This window comes from Bacillus pretiosus, assembly GCF_052947655.1.
In genome coordinates this window covers 1073280-1095069 of record NZ_CM129593.1, presented here as the reverse complement: position 1 = coordinate 1095069, position 21790 = coordinate 1073280, and the positions used below count along the sequence as shown (strand labels likewise).

Below are 21790 nucleotides of genomic sequence, written 5' to 3'. Positions count from 1 at the left end.
CACTTACATTCTACATTGTTAACTATAATCCATTTCCTAAACTTTTTCATTATTTTTCACTTTTGTTATAAAACAGTTATTGACTTTTGTTTTTTGTACTAATACAATGATAGTAAGAAATGGAAATGGAGGGATTAACATGATCGATCAACCAATGGAGTTTTTCAGAAATTTACCGACGAAAACTTGTGCACATTGCGGGAAAGAAATTGATGAGCAGCACGAAGCATACCATAACAAATGTGACGATTGCGTTCACGAAGAATAGTAGTTTGTGAACATAAAAAAACCTAGCAGACATAGTCTACTAGGCTAATAACATCGTATCCTTCTTCATCGTCGAACCTTTCACCAAGAGCTCCAGTTCAAACTCATACAATTCTTTTTTTCGATAATTTTTCGTATGGATTTTATCCATCATCAGGTCGACAACTTTTCGGGCCATCTCATCGATTGGCTGTTCAATTGTCGTAATACCTGGCTCTGTAATCTGTGATAAAATTTGATTATCAAAACCGATAACAGCGAGATCATCTGGAATGCTCCAGTCATGGCGTTTCGCCTCTGAAATAATTCCAGCTGCAACCTCGTCGCCTCCTGCCAAAATCGCGGTAGGATTTTTTTTGTCCTTTAATACTTCATGGAATATTCTCTTTCCATCATCCCAAGAGAAAGCGTTTTCAAGAAAATCGATCGCTTCTACTTGGCGGCTCTTCTCAGTTATTGCACGTAAAAAGCCCATTTTTCGCTGCTGGCTAACCACTTTGGTTTCGTTACCACGGCAAAAAATAAGATTACGATATCCTTGTTCTAACACATGCTTAGCAGCTATGTATGCTCCTTGCGCATGATCAAACTTCACTGTTGGAACATTTGCTTCCTCAATATATTCATTACATAACACGATTGGACCGTGCTGTAAGTATGGCTCTACATCTTCCCAAGGATTTTCTAGTGAACATAGAATAATCCCATCTACTTGTTTCGTAGATAATAATTGTAAATACTCCATCTCTTTTTCCGGTAAATATCTTGTTTGACAAATAATCAGTTTATATTTATGTTCAGAAGCAGCAATCTCGATTGCTTCAATAAATCTACTGAAGAAAGGATTTGTAATCCTTGGAACTAGCACCGCAATTGTTTCCGTCTTTTGTTTACGAAGCCTTCTCGCCGCAGAATTAGGAACGAAACCTAAATGCTTCATTGCTAATTGAACCCTTTTTTTCTTCTCATCTGAAACATATGGATGATTATTAATCACCCTAGAAACCGTTGTCCTTGATAACCCCGCTAATTTCGCCACGTCCTCTATAGTCGACACGAAATCCTCCCCCTTTGCATGAAAACGTTTTCTTAAACTGATTATATAGTATATTATTGGAAACTGCAATATGGGTTGTTATGATTTTACTATATTAATATTATACATAGGAAAAAGTCTGTTAATGGGAGGAGAGTTTATACTACTTTTAGAAGTTTATAGTAGGCATATTCATAAAAGATAAAGGGGAATTTTCATGAATCGGACAGATCGTTTGTTAGCTATATTAATTGAATTACAAAGAAGACAAACTGTTACAGCACAAAGCTTAGCCGAAAAATTCGAAACAAGTATAAGAACTATTTATCGAGATATGGATGCACTTAATGAATCGGGTGTTCCTATTTTTTCAATGCCTGGCCAAGGTTATTCATTAATGGATGGTTATTTCTTACCACCTATTCAGCTTACACCTGAAGAGGCTGTTACTCTTTTACTAGGCGGTGATTATATCGAGAAAACTTTCACTTCTTCTTTTTCTGTACATGCAAAATCGGCAAAAGAGAAACTTGAGGTTGTCCTCCCTACTGATCAAAAAAAGAAAGCCCAGGAATTACGGGGAACTTTTCGTTTCCTTTCTCCTATATTTTCACACAAACAATCTGAACAAGAAAAACTTGAAAAACAACTTATCCTGTTGCAAGAATCTATCCAAAAAGAACAGGCTATCTCTTTTTCTTATCGTAAACCAAGAGAAACTACAAAAATAAAACGGACCGTTCATCCTTACGGCTTAGTCAATATTTCTGGAATTTGGTACGTCGTTGCCCATTGTTTACTTCGAAAACAAATACGTAATTTCCGCTTAAATCGAATGGAGGAATTACAGCGAGAACAAGAATTCTTTACAAAACCCGAAGACTTTTCTTTGCAAGAATATCAGCCTGAAAGCAACCGTACTGTGATGATTCATTTATTATTCCCAGCCCATATTGCACATAAAATTATTGAATCACGATACTTCTTTATAGATTCATACGAGCATAGAGAAAATGGTTTTCACGTCTTTTTGAAATCAAGAAACATAGACGAAGTATTTCAATGGGTATTAAGCTGGGGAAGCCAAGTGCAAGTACTTGAACCAAACGTTCTATCTGAGAAAATCCGTGATGAAGCAAAGAAAATGTTAAAACTTTAATTGTTGCATTTCACTACTGACATAATGTTGTCAGCATTACTTCTTTATAGTAGGGAGTAACAAATACATTTTCATAAAAAGGGGTAAGTGATATGAAGAAATTTGAAGAGTTAGCAACGTACTACATAGAGGAATTAGAAAAGTACTCTATAGAACAATTTAGGATGAAGCCTTCTCATGAGGAATGGTCTCTCGGTCAAATGTATAATCACTTAATTTCAGCTACACGCATGCAGTTAGATGCAATCGTGAAATGCAGAACTGAAGTACCTTCTGTAACTAACAAGAAAACGGATATGGGAGAAAAGGTATATATGATGGGAGCTTTCCCAGACATAAAAATCAAATTACCAGATCATCCTGGATATACGCCTGAAAACCCAGCTAATAAAGAAGACGTACAGAAACAGCTTCTAGAATTAATTACAATTATAAAAAAAATAGAGCCAACACTTCCTTCTATTCCAAATGATTGTAAGGTACAGCACCCTGGGCTTGGTTACTTACATGCAGCAGAATGGTTCCAGCTTATTTCTATGCATTTTGCACATCATCTGCGCCAGAAAGAGCGACTGGAACTTAAAGTTTACTAAATGTAAACATTTCCACTAAAAAGAGACTGCCAATATGCAATAATACATATCGGGAGTCTCTTTAGTTTTGATATAATATCTTTAAATCTATATAAAAGGAATATATAAAATGAATCCAATCTTAACAGCTGCAAAACAACTATTACATAAAGAAGAAAAAATTTTATCAACTTTAAATTGTTCACTTACCGGCTACATTATTACACATAATGTCCCGTATCCTGGTATGCTACTGGCTACTAATAGAAGACTCCTCTTTTATAAACAATCTAAAAATACATTAATCGCTGAATTCGAGTATAAAAAAATTGAATCCATAGAAACGAAGCGAAGAATTTTTGATAAAAAAATAATATTTTATTATGAAGATGAATATATACGAGTGGGATACATTACAAGTTCAAATGTTGAAGAGTTCCTAGACTTACTTCAAAGAAAATGTAAGACTAGCACGGACTTATAATCAGCAGGGATTCCCCCTGCTGATTCATTATTTTAACTCCTCCCACTTCGTCCAAACTTCTCTCCCGTTTATATGGTACATATTATCCTCTCGATCCATAAATCCGTGCACAATAAACTCACGTCTAATCGTACAGAAATCATCGTGATATTGTTTTATAAATGTATTAATTTCTTTTTCCGCATATTGATTTTCAGCGTTTAACTTGCTAATTAAATGCTCTAACAATACTAGTTTTTTCTTCTTTTGACCTGGAATCGATTTTAGGCGGTCCTCTTTATCGAAAAAGTTACGAATGGTTGTATCACGAAATTTCATTTCACTTTCAGTCATTTTGTTGTCCTCCATCGGTTTTTATGCCATGAAACTTTATTATTTGTCCTTACTATTCTTCTTCATTCTTTCACTTACAACATCCATAAGGTAATACCCGCTAATTAGCACATAGTAAACTAAAAGTATTCCTAGTGCATCTTTCATATTTATATATTTTTCTTTATGAAACAAGATAGGTGAAAGGGCGTAAACAAGATAGATGATTAGCGGATTTAAGATAAAATAATAAGTAAGATTTCCTTTCATCATATCAACTCCTATGTAATATACTTCTGTTCAAATGGTTGCAATTCCTGTCCTTTTATTTAGCCCTACATTAAAATAAAAAAAGCACCAAAAAGGTGCTTTTTTCTACGCTTCAACTGATTGATTTTCCGCAATATTTCTAAATTGTCGTTTGTGCATCCAAGTTAAGGATGCAATTGTTCCAAGTGATAATACAACGATGAAAATCATGAGTACTCCTATGTTTTGCCACATGAAGTTAAAGTCTCCACTTGATACGACTGCTTTCAATCCTGATACAGAGTATGTCATCGGTAACCAAGCATTGAATGGCTGTAAAAACTTCGGAATCAATTCTAGTGGGAATGTCCCAGCACTTGTTGTAAGCTGAATGATTAATGTGATGATGGCGATGAAACGCCCTGCATCACCGAATGCTGTTACTAAACATTGAATTAATGCGATAAACGCTAAACTTGTAACGATGCTAAAGAGTATAAAATACGGAATACTTTGTACTTCTACACCTAATCCGAATAGTAATATAATATCTGCTACTATCGCTTGAATAATACCGACTGATAGTAAAACACCGAACTTACTAATAAACCAACTAAATCCTGATTTCGGAACGCCAACTGTATCACGTAATGGATATACGATTGATAATAGTAATGCCCCAACAAATAAACCGAGTGATAAGAAATACGGTGTAAATCCAGTTCCGTAGTTTGGAACTTCCGCCATTTTCTCCGTCTTCACTTTTACAGGACTTGCAAACATATCGTACGTTTTATCGGTTCCTTTTACTTCACCAGTTTTCTCTGCTCCTTCACCAAGTTTCTCAGCAAGTTCACCGGAACCATCGTTTACTTTTACGAGGCCATCTGTTACTTTTCCTGATCCGTCTGCTAGTTTATTTACTCCGTCGATTAGCTGGGTTGAGCCTGTTGACAATGTACTTAATCCTGTTGTCACTTGGCCAGAGCCATTTGCTAATTGCGTTATTCCGCCTGACATTTGACCTGCTCCTGCAGATAATGTATCTAAACCGCCTGTTACTTGGCTTGAACCATCCGCTAATTTCGTTACGCCTACAGATAATTGACCTAAACCGCCTGTTACTTGGCTTGAGCCATCTGCTAATTGATTTACACCACCTGCCATTTGGTTTGCTCCTACAGATAATGTACCTAAGCCTTCTGTTACCTTTCCAGATCCATCAAACAATTGATTTACACCATCAATTAATTGCCCTGATCCGTTTTTTAATCGATCTACACCTACTTTAGCATTACCTAATCCTTCACCTAATCCATGAAACTTACTTACAAATTCGTTTTGTGCATTTGTTAATTTTTTAATACCACTCGTTAAATTTCCTACATCTTCCGGATTCGGCATTTTGCTTTGCATCCTACTTGTCTTTTCACCGATTTCACCTTTTAATTGTTTTACTTCTTCATTTAATTTATTTGTTCCACCTGCTACTCCGGCAGCTTTTTGCTGAACTGTCGTTGTACTTTTTACGGCACTTGTTATGAATGGTTGTAACTGCTCTTGATATTCTTTTGGTAAACTTTCAATTCGCTTTTGTAAATTCGCTACATCTTGCGCTGCAGTTTTTGCATCTCCTGCTGTTGATTGCGTAAATTCATTTAACTGATTTACATTCGCCCCAGCACCATCTATTTTCTCATTTACTGTATTCAATATAGCAGGAACTTTCAACTGCATTTCCTCTAATCCTGCAACAGAGTTTTGTACTTTATTATTTAACTCTTGCAAACCCTTTTGAATCTCTTGAGAACCTTTCTCTAATTGACTTTGCCCTCCCGCAAGTTTTTCCATACCATTTGATAGTTCAGTTGTTCCTGTTTTTAATTCGCCTGTTTTACTTATCAATATGCTCAAACCGTTTGTTACTTTCTCAGATCCATCATGCAATTCACTAATTCCTTTTTTCATTTCATCGGTTTTACTATTTAACGTATTTAAACCGTTTGTTACTTTTCCGGAGCCATCTACTAATTTCCCAATACCCGCATTGCTATTTAATACATGTAAACCATCTGTTACTTTTCCGGAGCCATCTACTAATTTTCCGATACCTGTTTGCATCTCACCTGTTTTGCCGTTTAACGTATTTAAACCTGCTGTTACTTTCCCAGATCCATCAAATAGTTTCCCAACTCCATCCTTCATCTCTCCAGACTTCCCTTGTAGTGTATGAAGGCCATCCGTCACTTTACTTGAACCATCATGCAGTTCACTTGATCCGTCGTGTAGTTTACTTGCTCCTTCCGCCCCATCTGCTAATCCTTTTGAGACGTCTTGAATGGAATCAAACATTTTCTCTGCATATGTTTTCGTTAACGTACTTGATACTTCACCTTTAATTTTTTCAATGGCTGTTCCGCCAATTTGTGAAGATAAGAAGTTTAAGCTTTCGTTTGGAATGTATTCTAAGTTTAATGGTTTTGGATCATCTTTTAATAACGTTGTAGCGTTACTTGAGAAGTCATTTGGAATGCGTACTAGCATGTAATACTTTCTACCTTCCATTCCTTTTTTCGCTTCTTTTTCACTTACAAATTCCCATTTGAAACTTGTATTATCTTTTAAGTTATCAACGAGCCCTTTTCCAACCTCAATTGGTTTCCCATCAAATACTGCACCTTTATCTAAATTGACTACCGCCACTGGCAAATCATCTAACTGTTTATACGGATCCCAAAAGGCCCATAAAAACATACCTGCATATAAAATTGGCACGAATAAAACCGCGATAATTGGAATTAATATTTTTTTACTTTTTATAATTTCAGTAAACTCTTTACGAAGTAACTGATTCCATTTCATCATTTCTCCCCCTTTTCTAAATGACTAAATTGTCTATTTGGTCATTTTCTCCCAAATAAAAAGGCTATACCTATTCATACATATGCCTTATCCCCGAATGTATACTATGCAACTGTTCCTTACTATGAAGTAAATATTTCTATTATCCCTCCTAAAATAAATATATGACCATTTTGTTCAAGTGGTCACTTTTTTATAATAATAAAAGGATTATCTTAGTTTGACAATCCTTTTAATAAATAAAGTTCGAATAATTCTGCAATTTTTTCTTTTTCTAGCGGTTTATGATTTTTTTCCCAATCAAAAATAAGCGATACGTATAAGCGAAGCATAATAAATGCTGTAATTTCTGGATCACATTTGCTAATCTCACCTTTTTCAATCGCAATCTTTAAATACGATTGAATGACAGAAACGATTTCCACATCTACTTGTTGCATCACTTCTTGTACTTCTTTCGTTCCCATATCACGCTCTTCTTGAATTAACTTAATCATGAGCTGATGTTCTTTTCTGAATTCTAATATGCTATATAATGCTCTATGTACATTTTCAAAAAATGAAACATCTGAACGAATTGCATTTTCTGCAACTTGCTTCATTTCTGTAATTAAATTAGAAATAATCTCACCAAATAGCTCTTCTTTATTTTTGAAAAAAGTATAAATCGTTCCTTTTCCTACATTCGCTAACTTCGCTACTTGATCCATCGTTGTTGCTTTATAACCGAACGCTGAAAAAGACTTTGTTGCAGCTTCAATAATAGAACGTTTTCGATCTATTGCCACATCGTCACCTCCAAAAATGACCAATTGGATAATATAGTCAATCAGTACATCTTTGATATTACCACACGCTTACATTGTATACAAGTTCTCTTTTTTATTATTTCCAGTATAAAAAATTCCAGTCAAGTTATATCATACTGTCCATAGTGTATCAAAAAGTATACTTGTATGGAAAGCTAGAATTTATTCATAAATAATTGCTGACTAGATCCCACTAGAAACTTAATAAAATAGACAGTGTTCTTAAAACCAAAACTTTAAGAACACTGTCTTTTATTTTGACATAGAAAGTAAGATTTTCTCCATCTCTTTCTTAGTTAGCTCATCATCGATTATCTCTTCGTATATCTTTGTATCTCTTGTAAAAATATCATTCACTATGACAATTTGATACTCACTATTCTTACCTTGTGCTGGTACAAACATTTTGAGCCCTTTTAACTTACCCTCTCCATGAGAAGATTTATTATAGACCATTCCTTTCCCGTCTAAACTATAACTTTCTAGATTCTCTTCTCCAGGCATCATGTAGTGTAGTGGATCCTTATTACCACCTGCATACATTCTTGACTGATAAATTGTAAAACCATATTTCCCTTTTTTATATTCTGATTTAATAACTAATTCTATATCTCTTCCAAAATATGAATCAGCCCATTCTCTCTTTAACTCATAACCTTCAGGTATATAAGCCGGCTGCTTAATTTGAAACGGTACATGTTCTTTTGCTTCTTCTATAGTATATGTTAAAGATTTCTCCACCCTTTCCGAAAGTGGAACTAATTTTTTCTCAATACTAGCTAGTCTTTCTTGATCAGCTTTATTCAAGCGTTCACGTTTAAATTCCTTTGTATCTCCATCATAATTCTCAGGAACATTTTTCTTAACCATTGCTTTTTTATGAATTTCTTTCGCTTTCTTAAATAATTGAAAATACTGCTCAAATTCTTCTTTTGTAAAATTCTTTTCTGCCAAATACAAAAAGTCTGTATCCCTTTTATAAGACTTTATTGACATACCCCATTCTCTACTTGCATTCTCCGGTGTACCTAATACTGTTTCTATCGCTTTTTCAAAAGCTGCTTTAGATTGCTTGTTTTCTGCAACTTTTTCTTTCTGCCTTTCATCTCCCTCAGTTATCCTTGCATTTAATAAAAATCCGCCTGCTATAGCAACTATAGCAATAATCCCAAGTAAAGAAAGACGATACGATTTCTTTTGGAACTTTTTAATCATAACGATTCTCCTTTTTAATGTTCGTTTATTTCTACTTAAATTTGCTAGGCTTGGTACTTGATAGGAATAATGTTCTAGGAGGGTAATAATTGTATGACCGTATGCAATTTGCTCCTCTTTATCTATAAACGTAAGCGCATATGCATCACAAGCTAATTCTTGATCTTCTCGCATACAAAAATAGGCGTACCAAAGAATCGGATTGAACCAATTTAATAGGATTAAACTGTACATAATCCAATTTACAGCTACGTCGTTTCTCTTAATATGAGCTAACTCATGGTAAAAGACATATTGTAATTGTTGCTCATTTAATACTTTCATATGTTTTTTTGATAGTAATACTTTCGGACGGAAGAAACTAAAAACCGTTGGACTTGCAATCTTTCCTGCAAGACGTAATGAAACTGCCTTCTTCATTTTCATAGACTGCTTGCAGCGATTAAACACTGTAGTGACCTGTTCGTCCGTAATATCCGGTTGTTTCTTTATGTAAGAATATAAGCGTCTATTTGTAATAAACGTTATGACTGCTAATATGATCACCCCAGCTAACCAAACATATAGAGCAACTTTGTATAAAGACAATGCAGTCTGTTGTTCCGAACTCACGTTTACTTCAGGTTCACTATTTTTTGTCACAGTTTCAGCATTTTGTTCTAATTCCACTGTATGTTGCATCTCGTCATTCACTGTATTCTCAGGTGAAGGTGTATTTTTCTGAATAACTTCCGACATACTAGAACTATAAGAAAGTAATGAATAAATACTATAAGAACTATCTGGTGACCATGGTAAAAGGAGTCTTATCATTAGTACGATCCACAGCATATATTGCCATCGGGGCGTTAATTTATTTCTAAATAGTACTTTTATACATAAAATAAATCCAACTAATATGCTAGCCATAAGTGACGTTTCTATAAGCCAATCAAAAAAATGAGGAAGGTATACATTTATAAGCATGTCTATCATTGTTATCTATCCTTCCTCTTGTTCTCCTCTGTCTTCTCATCTAAAATGCGTTTCAGTTCATTAATATCTTCTGAAGACAATTTTTCCTCTTTTAAAAAATTAACAAGTAATGGCTTAAACGCTGCGCCGCAAAAACGCTTTAACAAAGATTTCGTTTCAACTTGCAAATAATTATCTTGTGATACTAACGGATAATAAGCATACATGCGCCCTTTATCTTGATGGTAAGAAACAGCTTCCTTTTGTACTAACCGATTAATTAATGTACGGATTGTTTTCGGTTTCCAGTCCATTGCATCTTCTAGTTCTTCTATAATTTCATTCGCTGTTTGTGGAGAGTTTGACCAAAGTACTTTCATAATTTCTAATTCCGCTTCAGATATTTTAGGTAATTGATTTGTCATAGATATTTCACTCCTCAGTATTACATTTGTAATCTACAATTAAGATTACAAATGTAATACTTAATTGTCAACCATATTTTAGAAAATATAATTTTAGTTAAACCTTACTTAACGACATCAAATTTCCCTTTTTTCAAATAATCAAATAAAAAAACAAGAAAATGTTTACATTTAATAGTAATATAGAAAATAGACAAGTTTATCAAAATAGTGGAGGCTTTTTCAGTCATGATGCGTGCGCTTCGTTTAAATATAAAGCAAGCTTTTTGTAGTCGTATTTCTCTAATTATTATGTTTAGTGGATTCGTTCTTATTTGTATTTATCACTATTACTATGTAATTCGTTATTTAGGAGACGCAGCGAGTGGACCTATTTCAACAGATATAAAATGGATCGGATTTCGCGACAATGAAATGGATGTTTATTTATTATTAATGCCAGTTATTGCGAGTTTCCCCTTTAGTACAAGTTACAATTCGGATAAGTCAGATGGTTTTAAACCGTTTGTGAGTAAGGGGATTTCTTTATTTCCTTATTCAGTAATGAAATATATCGTTACGTTTTTTTGCGGAGGATTTCTTTATATATTTCCATTCATCTTATCGTTATTATTTTGCAAATTAACCATTCCAGACGGAACACCTACGATTGGTTCAGGCATCATAAATGCTGATGGAATGTTCGCAAACCTATATTTCGATGCGCCTCTCACTTACATTACTGTATATATCGGAATTAATTTTTTATTTGCAGGTTTAATGGCCCTTTTAGGACTTGCTGCATCTGTATGGTCACAAAAGGACTATATGGCAATTCTCTTTCCATTCGCAGTTGCCTCCATTCCTTACGTCCTGCTAAATACAATATTTCCTTCAATCGGCGGAGCACCTATTCATTTATATGATCCGAAACAACCATTGCAAGGCATGTCACCGTACATTTTAACGATGCAATGTGCTTTATTCCTTCTCGTTAGCTTATTTATGTATATACAAGGAGTAAAGCGGGATAGAAAAAAATATAGAAGAAGACTCCAAAAAAGAGATCGGTGTAGAAAAGCGCTTCAAGCAATTTCAGACTAAGTGATTGTACGAATAAGAGCGTAATTCCCTAAGTTAGCTTAGAGAATTACGCTCTTATTATCATTTACATTTATCAATCTTATATTTTCAATACTCATATAATCATCTCCCCTTTACGGCGTACCTGCCAATCCCCATAAAATAACGATCGCCGCAAAATAAATCGCTTTAATACCTACAACTGAACATAATAAAATAATTGCATATGTACTTAATTCTCTTCTTGCACCTATTAGAGTAAAAATGACTGCCAAACTAAACGTTACATAGGACAATGCTGTATGTATTAAGTTATATGTAATATCCAAATTTTGAGTAAGTCCTGTTACCTCAGCTACAAATTGAAACATGACGATCGTACTAAAAAAAATTGCAAGCTGATTCATTAGCTTTCCATTTATTTGCGCTGGCATCGTTGCCCTCCTCATAAAGACTAAATATTCAATTAATTTTATCGCCAGATTACAAAAAAAGGAATCACCTCTTTATACCATTCTATGACGCTACAAAAACAAAAAAGAACGCTTAGTTACCTAAGCGTTCCCCTAATTTAAGAAGCTTTCTTCAAATCAATTTGAGCAAGTACTGGGTCGTGGTCACTTACACGTCCATGTTCTTTCATAATGTTTGAGTTTAAGTGTACTGGGTCTACAATTGTGTGTGGTGCGATGTTGTTTGTTACTAAAATATGATCTAACACTTGTGCATTTCCTTCATGAATGTACGTGTAGCGGTTCTCTTTCGGCACTGTGTTTAACATATTTTTTAAGTTTGTTCCTTCTAGTGCTTTTAGTGGTTTAGCGAACTCAAAATCGTTCATATCCCCTAACACAACAACTGGTGCATTCGTGTTCTTTTTCTGAATTCCTTGTACAAAGTGATTTACTTCTTGCGCTAACTGAATTCGTTTTTCTTCACTCTTTAATACGAGCGGCTGCACTTTTCCAAATGGCGTTGCATCTCCTATTTTTGAGTTTAAGTGATTTGCAACGACAACAACGTTTTGTCCTTGGAACGTAAATTCTGCTGCAAGCGGTTTACGTGTACTTTCAAATAATGAATTTTCGTCTCCAATACGAACGACATTTTTATCAAGTAACTTCGGTACTGCTGCTAATTTCACGCGTGATGGGTTGTAGAAGAAACCGACGCGAATATTCGCTCCTGGTGCTCCTCCGTCTAGATTATTATTCGGAGCAATTTCTACATACTCATACTTCGGTCCGCGAATTTCTAGAACTGCATCAATGATACGTTTTGCGCTTAACGAAGCATCTGTTGTACCGTCATTAATCGTTCCGTTATTATCTTGCATTTCCTCTACACCGATAATATCTGGCATTTTTAAATTGTATTTAATAGAATACGCTAACGCTTTTACTTTTTCATCTGTTGTTTCTTTTTTATTCGCCGAAAAGTTTTCAATGTTATATGTAGCAACTGTTAACTTATCAAGACGAGGCTGAATATTCGCCCCTACTTGCTTAAATCCACCGTCCACTACAGATGGTAATTCCGTTATTGGCGCAATGCGGAACGAACCGTAATCATATCCTACTACCCCTGTTATATCTCCAGTGAAAGTATCTCCTACTTTTGCTACATAATCGCGAGGTACTTTTACAGAAAGACGCTCTGGGTTTAATTGATTTTCATCTAATAAAGGTGTGCCATATTTCGTTACGACTTTATTTCCGCCATTTTCTACTGTTACATATAAATTTCCGTTTTTCTGAGGTGCAATAATTTTTGGCGTTGGCATCGTAACGCGCATACCTTCTATACTTTCATAAAAATCGATTGCATCTTCATTTGGATCAAATAAACCGAATGCATCATTATCGATAATTTGATCAGGGATTTTCACACCGTTTTCTCCAAGTACAATCGGTGCTGGTAATGGTTGATCGTTTGCGATGACAGCAACACGGCTCGCTTTAATTTCCGTCGTAGTTAAGTCTGTGTCAAACCTTTCTGCATATCCAGGTCCAACATATTCTTCTACTACTCCATCAACTTGAATAAGATCTCCTACTGCTGCATTCGCATCCTTTTTGTACACATACATACCTTCTGAAGTAGCTGGATCATTATCCGGCTGATTATCTTCTATATAAAAACCATTTTTATCAAGCGCTGTTACAACGCCTTCCACATTGTAGACTTTCTTCCCGTTGTAAGGAGAAATATGTGATTTTCCTTGAATATCATGAATACGAACCTGTTCATTGTTTACGATAGTAAATGAAAATGTTGAAATCGCTGAAGCAGTAAGCCCTTCTTTCTCTGCAATTGCTTTAATCACACTATTTTCATTCACTACAATTTGTCCGTTATAACGAACACTCTTGTTTGTAGGGTTAGAGCCATCTAACGTATAGTAGATTGTTGCTCCTTCTGTATTCGTTGTTAATGTTACCGCTGTGCCCTTCGCAACTTCTCCGCTACCAGGCGAAGCTACTACATCGCTAACACGGTTTTGTCCTTCCCCTTGAAACTTATGAGCCGTTACCGATTTTAAACCTGGGCTACTAAAATATAATTCAAGCGTCCCTGTTAAACTAACTTTCTTCCCGATATTTTCAGGATGATCTTTCACGTTTACTGCCGCTCTCACATCACCTTTCGGCAACTGAACAGGCATGATTTTGTCTGGATTCGTTTCATTTGGCGAATCGGCAATTGCTACGTTTGTATCATCAAACTTAGCCGGATCTTTCGTGTATTTAGAAGGACTTTGCGTATATCCAACGATATACCCTTCCACTATCCCCTTCGTTTTCCCTTGCTGTTTAAATACTTGAATTGCTTTTTCTACTGACATAGAAGTCGTTTCTTCTGCTTGTACTAAAGTTCCAGTAAATGAAAGCAATAGTATGAATGATAAAAAGACACTTAACAATTTCTTCACAGCCATTTTCCTCTCCCTATTTCATATTTTCTCAGCATTTCTATCATATCAAATGATTCGTTATATAGAATGATATTTCGACAAGTTTTACAAAAAATTTATTTAATTTACAGGCTTTCAAACTATAATACAAAATAATAATTTTACACCTTCTACGAATGCGCTCTATAATGTTAGAGAGAGAAAACAGAAAATATCGAAAGTTCATTGGCATGTAAAATGGATTCATTTGAATAGGAGTGATTGGATGGAAGTACAAACAGAAACATACCGCGCAGCTATGAATGGAACATTAGAACGTCATTTTTCAGATATGATTGCCGTTATACCTACTAGAATTACAATTGAGCAGTTAAAACAGCGGCTAGAAACTATCTCTACTAAAGTTGATGAGTTAAAAATTGTTTTTAGTGATGAGACAAGCCTTATTGTTGAGTTACATATGGATGAAACAATCATACCGTATGAGCTGCATATTGATGAGGCAAATAACCCAGAAGAATATAAAATGTACAATAGACAAGATTCTACAATCGTAGATCGTCATTTTGAAGATGCTGCTTATGGAACTGAAATTTTCACTCGTACGCTATTTGTAGGCGATGTATTGGACTGCTTTTTCCAGCAGTTACAGTTTTTATGGCACCTCGCTCCAGATTTGTTATTTGTGATCGATTCAAGTGCCGCAATGAAAGTGATATCTAGAAGCTATATTGAATATCACGTTGAAAATGAATTATTACCTGACATTCCTGACTTGTATGTTATTCATTCTGTTTATGAAGACGATAAAGAAGGTGAGCCTACGCAATATTGGTTTCATACACATGGCCTTTTAAGAGCAGGCGTAACAGAAATAGAATTAATTATTCCAAATCGCATTTCGTCCTATTACGGCATTGGTGATCTCTTTCAAACATTTGCTAATAATGCCGTTGAGAATGGACAAGTCCCTATGAATGAGCCTATCGTGATCGCGCATAGTCAGCAAGGTTCTATCCATACAGTAGCTGTTCCGTGGGAAAAGGGATTATCTTATATTGGGCATAAAACGAGTATGGATCAATTGTCTTCAATCGAGGATGAAGAAGTGAAACTACAACCAATAGATGCACAAAACGTATTCTTAGGCGGGATGGATGACCGAGATGAATACCATCAATCTCCGTCCGTTCTTTTATTCAAATTTAATACTTCAGAAGAATATATTGAAAGTTTTTTCAAAGAACACGAGGAAGCTACAGGGCTCATGTTCTATAAAACAAATAGTGAAACCGATCGTATGGCTTACAATGCGAAGAATACTTTCGGGTATTTCAGCAATATTTTTCACATTGAACAATCAAATGAAGATTTTCGTTTCCTCGCTAAGTTTGGTGTTTCCTACAAAGAAGGAAAAAGTGAACATATGTGGTTTGAAATGCAAAACATTACGGAAGATTTCATTCAAGGAATACTCATTAATGAACCATATTTTATAAAAGATATGAGTGAGGGAAATAGTTATCAGTTAGAGTTTGAAAACTTAACAGAATGGGTTATTTATGCGGGAGATTCCGTTATAAAGCCAAATAACTTATATATGTTTATTGGTGAATAAGTAACAAAACGCCTTCAATGTGATTGAAGGCGTTTCTTATATTTTATTGTGCGAGTAATTCCGTCTCCATTACTTTCTCCAAATGAGATAGTACACGCTTTGCGGCTTTCTCACCTTGATCAATACAGTCCGGAAGACCAGAACCAGCGTAAGAACTACCTGCCAAGTATATACCTGGCAACTCTTTTTCCATAAATGTTGTGAGTTTCTTCATTCGCTCGTTATGGCCTACTGTATATTGGGGCATCGCTTCTTTCCAGCGACTTACGACTGTAAACTCAGGATCCTCTGTAATAACCATCGTCTTTCGTAAGTCTTCTAGTACGAGCTGAACGAGTTCCTCTTCTGTTTGTTCTACAACTGCTTCATCACCAGCACGACCGACGTAACAACGAAGAAGCGTTTTCCCTTCTGGCGTTGTATGTGGCCATTTTTTATGTGTCCACGTACATGCTGTAATTGTGTAGTCGCTATTTCGAGATACGACAAACCCTGTGCCGTCAATATCGCGCTGAATGGCTGATTGCGGGAAAGCCATTGCCACATTTGCAACTGATGTAGACGGAATGTTGCGGAAGAAACGAAACTGCTTGTACTGCGCGAACATAGATGGCAATACTTTATGTGAGCTTGCCACTACGACCGCGTCCGCTTCTATTTCTTTTCCGTTACTAAGAGTAATCGTGTAAGCATCACCAAGTTTTGCAACTTTTTCAATGCGAGTTCCCTTTATTATCGTACCTTCATGTATCTTCGCTTCGAGAGATTCTACTATAGATTCTAAACCTGTTTTCACTGTTTGGAAGATTCCCTTTTTCGGTTCAGATTTCTCTTTTTTCGGAGCAAGCGTACGCATACCGAGTGAAATACTGCGATGTTTCTGCTCAATTTGATACATTTGCGGGAATGTTGACATTAAGCTCATTTCATCGATATCCCCTGCATAAATACCCGATAGTAATGGTTCTATTAAATTTTCAACCACTTCGTTGCCGAGGCGATGTCTGAAAAAATGCCCGAGTGATTGGTCAGATACTGGCTTTGATCTCGGCATTAACAGATCAAAACCAGCTCTTAGTTTACCAATTGGGGAGAACAGCCTGGAAAATAGAAACGGCGTAATTTGCGTTGGAATTCCCATCATCGATCCGCTCGGCATTTTATGTAACCGATTGTTTACGAGGATAAATGATTGACCGGCCTTATTATTTACAAGTTCATCACCAAGACCTAATTCTCGCGCCAGTCTAGAGGCACTTTCTTTTCGTGCTAAGAAAGAATCCGGTCCGCGTTCAATTGTAAATCCATCTTTTCGAACGGTTTGAATTTTCCCGCCAAGTTTACCCGATGCTTCTATAAGTAATGTATCGATCGGCAAGTTCTTGTCATGAATATCTTTTTGCAAGTTATACATTGTTGTTAATCCTGTGATGCCACCGCCGATGATTACAACTTTTTTCCTCAAACATGCTCCCCCTTTCTTTTTACAATACAGATTCTTTTTTCTTTAATACAACATCTGTTAAGCAATCAATAAATGCGTCCGATGCATTTGGCATTTCTGGACGATAATATTTAGCGCCAATTTCATCTGTCACAACTTTACACTCAAAGTCATTGTCATATAAAACTTCTAAATGTTCCGCAACAAATCCAACTGGTGCGTATACGAATGAAGTATAACTGTACTTTTCATTTAATTCTCTCGTTAAATCTTGTACATCTGGACCAATCCAAGGATCTGGTGTGTTTCCTGCACTTTGCCAACCTACTGCATAGTTTGCTACTTCAGCACCTCTTGCGATATAGTCAGCTGTTTCATTTAATTGGTCTGGATATGGATCGCCAAGTGCGATAATTTTTTCTGGTAAGCTATGTGCAGATACGATTAATACTGCTTTTTCACGCTCTGCTTCTGACATACCGTTATATATACCTTTCACTGCATCAACCCAGTACTGGATGAATTTCGGTTCTTTATACCAGCTATCAATGCCGTGAATTGTTAAGTTTCCAAGTTTCTCTGCTTCTTCTTGTGCTCGTCCTACATACGATTTCACGCTAAATGTAGAATAGTGCGGCGCAAGAACAAGTGCGATTGCATCTTGTATACCGTCGTTATGCATATCTTTCACTGCATCTTCAATGAACGGTTCGATATGTTTTAAGCCAAGATACATATGGTACTCTACTTCATCTTGTACTTCATTTAAACGCTGTTCTAACTTTTTAGCTTGCTCTAATGTAATAGTAGCTAAAGGAGAAATACCACCAATTGCACGGTAACGCTCTGTTAAATCTTCTAGCATTTCAGGACTTGGCTTTCTTCCTCTACGAATATGTGTATAGTAACGTTCAATATCTTCTTCTTTATATGGCGTTCCGTATGCCATTACAAGCAAACCAATTTTCTTTTTCATACAGCAATGCTCCTTTACTTCGCTAACTGCCCTTTAGAGTATTCATGAATAAATGTAGTTAAACGTTTTAATGTATCTGGATTTACTTCTGGGAATACACCGTGTCCTAAGTTAAAGATATAACCAGGCTGTTTCATCCCTTGATCTAAAATACCTTTTACATGTTCTTCAATAACAGACCATGGTGCAAGTAAGAATGAAGGGTCCATATTTCCTTGTACAGCCTTATGAACGCCGCGTGCGCGCGCCTCTTCGATCGGTAAGCGCCAATCTAAGCCTACTACATCAAGCGGTAAGTCGTGCCATTCATTTACTAAGTGTGCAGCTCCTACGCCGTGCATAATCATCGGTACACCCATCGGGCGAACTTCTGCAAAAATACGCTCCATTGCCGGTTTAATAAATACGCGGTAATCTGCTACATTTACTGTTCCAACCCAAGAATCGAAAATTTGAACCGCTTTTGCTCCTGCGTTAATTTGCGCTTTTAAATATATAATAACCATATCTGCTAGCTTATCCATTAAAGCGAACCAAGCTTTCGGCTCTGCATACATGAACGCTTTCGTATTATGATAATTACGAGATGGACCGCCTTCAATCATATAGCTCGCTAATGTAAATGGAGCCCCTGAAAAACCGATTAACGGTACGTCTAACATTTCTGTCGTTAATAAACGAATCGTATCTAATATGTACGGCACGTCATCTTCTGGATTGATTTCCCCTAGCTTTTCTACGTCTTGTAAAGAACGGATTGGATTATCAATAACTGGGCCAATACCTGATTTAATTTCTACATCCACACCAATTGCAGGTAGTGGTGACATAATATCTTTATACAGAATTGCTGCGTCTACGTTATATTGATCAACTGGTAACTTTGTAACGTAAGCACATAACTCTGGATTGTGTGTAATTTCAAATAAAGAATACTTTTCTTTTATCTTTCTATATTCCGGCTGCGAACGACCTGCTTGACGCATATACCATGCTGGTACATAATCAGTACGTTCCCCCCTACATGCTTTTAAAAATGTCTCATTTATAGTTCTTACCAAGACCCTTGCTCCCTTCCTTGCCAATGCTTTTGCTCTAAATACGTTCTATTCCGATATTTATCTTTTTTTACTATACAGCTTGTAAAAACAAAATGCATAACATTATGTACGTTGTTCATGAAATTGACACAAACATTCGTAAAACCGCTTACTATTTTCACAACATTCTTATTATAGCACAGAGAAAAACTATGGTTTAGCTACTTTTGACTTTTCTCCTTCACGTTTCGTTTGTGTGTTATATGGTACAACGTAAAAACTCGGTTTTGAAAAGATGTTAACGAACTTTTCCTCATATTCTCCGGCACCATTTACAGTGCCTACATGCGTATGAACTCCGTTTTCCACTCTATAAATACGATACATAATTCTTTCATCTGGAAGTGGTGTCCAGCTTAATTTTGCTTTAAATAAACCGAAAGGGCTAAACGCTAATTTCATTTTCACATCTTCAATCTTGCGCAAACGAATCGGAGCACCGATTGTTTCCACACCTTCTGGTTTCATAAACTGCTCTTTCTGTTCTACATTTGCCTTCGTTAAAATTTTCTTAAACAATTTCGTTGCTGACGCACTTTCTCCTTGCAACTGATGCTCTTTATCCGTACGGTCATAACCAATCCAAACAGCACCTACTAAATTTGGTGTATAGCCGACGAACCACATATCTCTAGCTACATTATCGTCATTTGGCAAGGAAGTTGTACCTGTTTTCCCAGCTAACGCCCCGCTATATACACCGGCTTTCGCTGTCCCTTCCTTTACAACTCCTTCTAACATTTTCGTCATATACCACGCCGTTTGTTTCGAGAATATTTTCGTTTCTACTTTTGGCGATTCTCCAATAACTGCACCGTGTCTATTTAACACTTTATCAATAACGTGCGGCTCAATAATAGCGCCATTTGCTAAAAACGCACGATACATTTTTACAAGATCAAATGGTGAAACACCATTTTTCAATCCGCCAAGCGCTGTACTTAACCCTGCGTCTGCAATATGAACATTTCCTTTCTCTAAATATTGCTTTCCTTCTTCTACCCCTAACTCATTTAATAAAGAAACTGCCGGCACATTTGCTGACTCTAAAATCGCATCGTACATCGTCATTTCTTTCGAATATGAATGGTTATAATTTCGAGGTTCATAGCCTTCAAATGAATTTCTTTCATTCGTCAATAAAGAATACGGATTATACTTTTTCGTTTCGAGTGCTGGTGCATAGACGATAAGTGGTTTTAGCACAGAACCGGGCTGTCTTTTTGCGAAAATACGATTAAAGCCTCTCGGGACGTACTTTCTTCCGCCAATCGCCGCTTTAATTCCGCCCGTACGATTATCCATTAATAAAAAAGCACCTTGTGCCCCCTCTTCTTTCCCAGGGAAATTCCTTGCATCTTGAAACTGGTTATACGCTACCTTTTGAATCTTTTCATCCATCGGTACGACAAACGTATATCCTCCGCGCAGTACTTCTTGATGAGACAATCCGTATAAACGAGCTGCTTCATCTATAACCATATCAATATACGGCATATATGCGAGTTCATTCTCATCTAAGTTTTTGTAAAGAGCAATGGTCTTTCCTTGATAACGTACGCTATCTTCGGCAGTCAAATAGCCTTGTTTATGCATAAGTGACAATACGAGATCACGGCGCTCCTTACTCTTCTCTGGAGAGAAATAAGGTGAATATCCATTTGGTGACTTCGGAAGACCTGCAAGCATCGCTCCTTCTTCTACTGTTAAATCTTCTACATTTTTATTAAAATACAACTTTGCTGCTGCTTGAATACCGTAAGCCCCATGCCCAAAATAAATATGATTCATATACATTTCAAGAATTTGTTGCTTCGTATATTTTTGCTCTAATTGAAGGGAAATTGCGACTTCCTTCAATTTACGCGTAACTGTTTTTTCACGAGTTAAAAAAACGTTTTTAGCGAGTTGCTGCGTAATCGTACTACCGCCTTCGACCTTCTCTCCAGCTAATGTATCTTTATAAAGAGCACGGAATATAGACGGATAATCAATTCCTTGATGCTCATAAAAACGAGAATCTTCCACCGCAATAAACGCCTGCTGGACATGCTTTGGAATTTGCTCGACTGGTACGAGATCTCTATTTTCTACATATAATTTCGTAATCTCTTTCCCTTTCTGGTCAACGATACGTGATGAAGAGTGGAAAACGAGCTGCTTTTCATCCATCATATAGCCACCAGCTAACACAATAAGTTTATAAAGTACAAGCGCTAATACTAGCGTTGCGAATCCACCTAATAAAGTCCACTTTACTTTCTTCATACATCGGCCTTCTTTCCAAATGATGGTACATTTATTATTTGAAAAAGAAGTATCTTTATGTATA

The 21790-nt window shown here is 36.2% G+C and carries 19 protein-coding genes; 6 read left to right on the top strand and 13 right to left on the bottom strand.

Annotated features, from left to right (window positions below; genetic code table 11):
* The first annotated feature begins 139 nt into the window (after positions 1 to 139).
* The gene (gene yhfH, locus ACU8YW_RS05690) at positions 140 to 268 is read left to right on the top strand and encodes a protein YhfH (protein ID WP_000567010.1); all 129 of its coding nucleotides are present in this window, start codon (positions 140 to 142) and stop codon (positions 266 to 268) included.
* Between the two features lie 39 nt (positions 269 to 307).
* On the opposite strand, the gene ACU8YW_RS05685 is transcribed toward yhfH, so the two are convergent.
* On the bottom strand, positions 308 to 1324 hold the full coding sequence (locus tag ACU8YW_RS05685) for a LacI family DNA-binding transcriptional regulator (RefSeq protein ID WP_088062396.1): 1017 nt from the start codon (positions 1322 to 1324) through the stop codon (positions 308 to 310).
* A 196-nt stretch (positions 1325 to 1520) separates the two neighbouring features.
* On the opposite strand from ACU8YW_RS05685, the gene ACU8YW_RS05680 reads away from it, so the two are divergent.
* From ACU8YW_RS05680 to ACU8YW_RS05670, 3 genes are all read left to right on the top strand, one after another.
* Positions 1521 to 2462, top strand: coding sequence for a helix-turn-helix transcriptional regulator (locus tag ACU8YW_RS05680; protein WP_088608396.1), 942 nt, complete (start codon positions 1521 to 1523; stop codon positions 2460 to 2462).
* A 92-nt stretch (positions 2463 to 2554) separates the two neighbouring features.
* Complete coding sequence (locus ACU8YW_RS05675) at positions 2555 to 3055, top strand: DinB family protein (protein WP_426933924.1); 501 nt, start codon at positions 2555 to 2557, stop codon at positions 3053 to 3055.
* Between the two features lie 109 nt (positions 3056 to 3164).
* Positions 3165 to 3518, top strand: a complete 354-nt coding sequence (locus ACU8YW_RS05670) for a PH domain-containing protein (RefSeq protein WP_088121588.1) — start codon at positions 3165 to 3167, stop codon at positions 3516 to 3518.
* Positions 3519 to 3545: 27 nt separating this feature from the next.
* On the opposite strand, the gene ACU8YW_RS05665 is transcribed toward ACU8YW_RS05670, so the two are convergent.
* From ACU8YW_RS05665 to ACU8YW_RS05640, 6 genes are all read right to left on the bottom strand, one after another.
* Complete coding sequence (locus ACU8YW_RS05665) at positions 3546 to 3851, bottom strand: DUF2087 domain-containing protein (RefSeq protein WP_446894043.1); 306 nt, start codon at positions 3849 to 3851, stop codon at positions 3546 to 3548.
* A gap of 39 nt (positions 3852 to 3890) precedes the next feature.
* Positions 3891 to 4100 (bottom strand): hypothetical protein, encoded by a 210-nt coding sequence (locus tag ACU8YW_RS05660; protein ID WP_426933925.1) that lies wholly within the window; start codon positions 4098 to 4100, stop codon positions 3891 to 3893.
* 105 nt (positions 4101 to 4205) lie between these two features.
* The gene (locus ACU8YW_RS05655) at positions 4206 to 6941 is read right to left on the bottom strand and encodes a YhgE/Pip family protein (protein WP_426933926.1); all 2736 of its coding nucleotides are present in this window, start codon (positions 6939 to 6941) and stop codon (positions 4206 to 4208) included.
* 215 nt (positions 6942 to 7156) lie between these two features.
* Positions 7157 to 7729, bottom strand: a complete 573-nt coding sequence (locus ACU8YW_RS05650) for a TetR/AcrR family transcriptional regulator (protein ID WP_061883872.1) — start codon at positions 7727 to 7729, stop codon at positions 7157 to 7159.
* Between the two features lie 273 nt (positions 7730 to 8002).
* Positions 8003 to 9940 carry a M56 family metallopeptidase gene (locus tag ACU8YW_RS05645; RefSeq protein WP_426933927.1) on the bottom strand — a complete coding sequence of 646 codons (1938 nt, stop codon included), beginning with the start codon at positions 9938 to 9940 and terminating at the stop codon, positions 8003 to 8005.
* A 2-nt stretch (positions 9941 to 9942) separates the two neighbouring features.
* On the bottom strand, positions 9943 to 10344 hold the full coding sequence (locus tag ACU8YW_RS05640) for a BlaI/MecI/CopY family transcriptional regulator (protein WP_000184503.1): 402 nt from the start codon (positions 10342 to 10344) through the stop codon (positions 9943 to 9945).
* A gap of 228 nt (positions 10345 to 10572) precedes the next feature.
* Here ACU8YW_RS05640 and ACU8YW_RS05635 point away from each other — a divergent pair, with 228 nt between their 5' ends.
* Positions 10573 to 11427 carry a hypothetical protein gene (locus ACU8YW_RS05635; RefSeq protein WP_426933928.1) on the top strand — a complete coding sequence of 285 codons (855 nt, stop codon included), beginning with the start codon at positions 10573 to 10575 and terminating at the stop codon, positions 11425 to 11427.
* Positions 11428 to 11540: 113 nt separating this feature from the next.
* Here the strand turns inward: ACU8YW_RS05635 and ACU8YW_RS05630 are convergent, their stop codons facing one another.
* Both ACU8YW_RS05630 and ACU8YW_RS05625 read right to left on the bottom strand, forming a co-directional pair.
* Positions 11541 to 11840, bottom strand: a complete 300-nt coding sequence (locus ACU8YW_RS05630; protein WP_088062381.1) for a hypothetical protein — start codon at positions 11838 to 11840, stop codon at positions 11541 to 11543.
* 137 nt (positions 11841 to 11977) lie between these two features.
* Complete coding sequence (locus ACU8YW_RS05625; RefSeq protein ID WP_088062380.1) at positions 11978 to 14344, bottom strand: DUF6359 domain-containing protein; 2367 nt, start codon at positions 14342 to 14344, stop codon at positions 11978 to 11980.
* A 241-nt stretch (positions 14345 to 14585) separates the two neighbouring features.
* Here ACU8YW_RS05625 and ACU8YW_RS05620 point away from each other — a divergent pair, with 241 nt between their 5' ends.
* Positions 14586 to 15938 carry a DUF4026 domain-containing protein gene (locus ACU8YW_RS05620; protein WP_426933930.1) on the top strand — a complete coding sequence of 451 codons (1353 nt, stop codon included), beginning with the start codon at positions 14586 to 14588 and terminating at the stop codon, positions 15936 to 15938.
* A 43-nt stretch (positions 15939 to 15981) separates the two neighbouring features.
* Here ACU8YW_RS05620 and hemY read toward each other — a convergent pair whose 3' ends face one another.
* The 4 genes from hemY to ACU8YW_RS05600 all read right to left on the bottom strand — a co-directional run bounded on the left by hemY (position 15982) and on the right by ACU8YW_RS05600 (position 21726).
* On the bottom strand, positions 15982 to 17403 hold the full coding sequence (gene hemY, locus ACU8YW_RS05615) for a protoporphyrinogen oxidase (protein ID WP_097890502.1): 1422 nt from the start codon (positions 17401 to 17403) through the stop codon (positions 15982 to 15984).
* Between the two features lie 19 nt (positions 17404 to 17422).
* Positions 17423 to 18358, bottom strand: a complete 936-nt coding sequence (hemH, locus tag ACU8YW_RS05610) for a ferrochelatase (protein ID WP_048545324.1) — start codon at positions 18356 to 18358, stop codon at positions 17423 to 17425.
* A 14-nt stretch (positions 18359 to 18372) separates the two neighbouring features.
* Positions 18373 to 19419 carry a uroporphyrinogen decarboxylase gene (gene hemE, locus ACU8YW_RS05605; protein ID WP_098649079.1) on the bottom strand — a complete coding sequence of 349 codons (1047 nt, stop codon included), beginning with the start codon at positions 19417 to 19419 and terminating at the stop codon, positions 18373 to 18375.
* 189 nt (positions 19420 to 19608) lie between these two features.
* The gene (locus ACU8YW_RS05600) at positions 19609 to 21726 is read right to left on the bottom strand and encodes a transglycosylase domain-containing protein (protein WP_098649080.1); all 2118 of its coding nucleotides are present in this window, start codon (positions 21724 to 21726) and stop codon (positions 19609 to 19611) included.
* Between the last annotated feature and the right edge of the window lie 64 nt (positions 21727 to 21790).

Excerpts from the sequence above, each read along its gene's own strand:
- ACU8YW_RS05670 (WP_088121588.1), top strand. The coding sequence starts at position 3,165 with ATGAATCCAATCTTAACAGCTGCAAAACAACTATTACATAAAGAAGAA.
- ACU8YW_RS05630 (WP_088062381.1), bottom strand. The coding sequence starts at position 11,840 with ATGCCAGCGCAAATAAATGGAAAGCTAATGAATCAGCTTGCAATTTTT.
- hemH (WP_048545324.1), bottom strand. The coding sequence starts at position 18,358 with ATGAAAAAGAAAATTGGTTTGCTTGTAATGGCATACGGAACGCCATAT.
- ACU8YW_RS05620 (WP_426933930.1), top strand. The coding sequence starts at position 14,586 with ATGGAAGTACAAACAGAAACATACCGCGCAGCTATGAATGGAACATTA.
- ACU8YW_RS05680 (WP_088608396.1), top strand. The coding sequence starts at position 1,521 with ATGAATCGGACAGATCGTTTGTTAGCTATATTAATTGAATTACAAAGA.
- ACU8YW_RS05660 (WP_426933925.1), bottom strand. The coding sequence starts at position 4,100 with ATGAAAGGAAATCTTACTTATTATTTTATCTTAAATCCGCTAATCATC.
- ACU8YW_RS05675 (WP_426933924.1), top strand. The coding sequence starts at position 2,555 with ATGAAGAAATTTGAAGAGTTAGCAACGTACTACATAGAGGAATTAGAA.
- ACU8YW_RS05655 (WP_426933926.1), bottom strand. The coding sequence starts at position 6,941 with ATGAAATGGAATCAGTTACTTCGTAAAGAGTTTACTGAAATTATAAAA.
- ACU8YW_RS05640 (WP_000184503.1), bottom strand. The coding sequence starts at position 10,344 with ATGACAAATCAATTACCTAAAATATCTGAAGCGGAATTAGAAATTATG.
- yhfH (WP_000567010.1), top strand. The coding sequence starts at position 140 with ATGATCGATCAACCAATGGAGTTTTTCAGAAATTTACCGACGAAAACT.
- ACU8YW_RS05645 (WP_426933927.1), bottom strand. The coding sequence starts at position 9,940 with ATGATAGACATGCTTATAAATGTATACCTTCCTCATTTTTTTGATTGG.
- ACU8YW_RS05600 (WP_098649080.1), bottom strand. The coding sequence starts at position 21,726 with ATGAAGAAAGTAAAGTGGACTTTATTAGGTGGATTCGCAACGCTAGTA.
- ACU8YW_RS05665 (WP_446894043.1), bottom strand. The coding sequence starts at position 3,851 with ATGACTGAAAGTGAAATGAAATTTCGTGATACAACCATTCGTAACTTT.
- ACU8YW_RS05625 (WP_088062380.1), bottom strand. The coding sequence starts at position 14,344 with ATGGCTGTGAAGAAATTGTTAAGTGTCTTTTTATCATTCATACTATTG.
- ACU8YW_RS05635 (WP_426933928.1), top strand. The coding sequence starts at position 10,573 with ATGATGCGTGCGCTTCGTTTAAATATAAAGCAAGCTTTTTGTAGTCGT.